2 protein-coding genes and 1 pseudogene are annotated in these 1,708 nt (G+C 52.6%); all 3 read left to right on the top strand.

Annotated elements, in window-relative coordinates:
- Window positions 1-1,054 (top strand): RHS repeat domain-containing protein (locus WF331_RS29085; protein WP_340623565.1); only part of this gene is annotated, 1,054 nt, incomplete at its 5' end.
- A 7-nt stretch (window positions 1,055-1,061) separates the two neighbouring features.
- The gene (locus WF331_RS29430; RefSeq protein ID WP_031322798.1) at window positions 1,062-1,376 is read left to right on the top strand and encodes a DUF7716 domain-containing protein; all 315 of its coding nucleotides are present in this window, start codon (window positions 1,062-1,064) and stop codon (window positions 1,374-1,376) included.
- Between the two features lie 42 nt (window positions 1,377-1,418).
- Window positions 1,419-1,708: pseudogene (locus WF331_RS29080) on the top strand (hypothetical protein); the annotation flags it as partial.

The following is a 1,708-nucleotide window of genomic DNA, read 5'->3' as shown; positions in this document are numbered from 1 at the left end:
CAAACAGTGGCGGGACCAGGAGTACCGCTACGATCCGTGGGGCAACCTGATCGAGAAGCGCTCTGGGCACAGCAAGCTGCACAGCTTTAGCTATGACTGCGAGAACCGGCTGGTGCGGGCGGAGACGTTGGTCAATGGCAAGCTGGAAAGCCAAGGCGAGTACCGGTACGACAGCCTTGGGCGGCGGGTGGCCAAGCGGGCTGAGATCAACGGCGAACTCGAACAGAAGCGCTTCCTCTGGCAGGGGCTGAGGATGCTGCGTGAGGAGACGCCTGGGCAGAACATTCTGTACCTGTACGAGCCGGGAAGCTATGCGCCGTTGGCGCGGGTTGATCAGGTTGAAGGGGAAGGGCAGAAGGTCTATTACTTCCATACGGATCAGATTGGTACGCCCTTGGAGTTGACGGACAGCGACGGGCAGATCGCTTGGCAGGCGACCTATCGCTCTTGGGGGGCGATAGAGCATCTACCTGTTAGTAAGGTTGAGCAGAACCTACGCTTCCAAGGCCAGTACTTTGATTATGAATCAGGCCTGCACTACAATACCTTTAGATATTATGATCCGGAAGCTGGGCGCTTTGCTACTCAAGACCCGATTGGATTAGCGGGTGGGCTAAATTTATATTTTTATACGCTCAATCCCATCAATTGGATTGATCCGTGGGGGTGGTCTGGTGTAGACGGTAGCGGCCGTCCGCTATCTAGTTCACAATATAGCGTATGGACCAGTGTAGAGATGCCGCAAGAAATTCATAGTTTGAACAGGGGGGCGCATTTCAAATATGCTAATGAAGAGCTATACAATCGTACGCTACAATACCCTGAGCTTAAGGCTGCTTTACCCGCTGAAGTAGTGGAGCATATTCAACCCGGACCCAGAGGAGGCTTCAGTGACAGAAGCCCACCAAACCACTCTTGGCACCATAATGCTCAGTCTCCTAAAGATATAGAGCTTATTCCGAGAGCGCAACACCAAGCGAAGGGACCGGTGCAAGCCAGTTTACACCCTAATCAAAAGGGTGGATTTAAGGCATTACAAAACACATCGTGCTGAGGTGGTTATGAGAGTTTATAGCATACGGGAAGTTCTAGAGAATCTGGATAAAATGCCGGACTCTTGGTTCTATTTACCAAATAGCAATTGGACCCTGGATACAAAGGGTGCGTTCTCATTAGATAGTCGTGACTTCCCCCCAGATTCGACTGATTATCTCCCGCCGCAGGTGGCTAATGAAGGATGGATCGAAACGCTAGATACTCCAATGATACAGGATGTAATTAATTATACGGACCAGCAGCTTCCCTCGGCCACTGTTGAGGATTACTTTGAGGCTTTTAAATACTATTTTGAAAATGACGCTTTTTTAGAATTCTAGATTGCAAGGTTTACTAAGGATTGTTTCTAGGGCAAGAAGTGGCAAAGAGCTTATGTTGAGCGCAAGCCCGACGGCGAAGCGCAGCGCATCAGCCACCCGGACGGCACCACCGAAACCTTCACCTACAACGTCTACGGCCAGGTACTCAGCCACACCGACGGCAAGGGCCAGACCACCCGCCTGATGCGCACAGCCCGCGGCCTGCCGAGCAGCCGCCAGGATGCCAAGGGCCAGCGGGTTCGCTACGAGTACGACAAGGCCATTCGCCTGACCGCGCTGGTCAACGAGAACAACGCCACGTACAGCTTTGCCTACGACGTGTCGGACCGGCT

It is taken from the genome of Pseudomonas sp. YNh (assembly GCF_037993085.1).
Lineage (GTDB): Bacteria > Pseudomonadota > Gammaproteobacteria > Pseudomonadales > Pseudomonadaceae > Aquipseudomonas > Aquipseudomonas putida.
The sequence above is the reverse complement of the archived record's forward strand: the minus strand, read 5'-3'. Positions and strand labels throughout refer to the sequence as shown.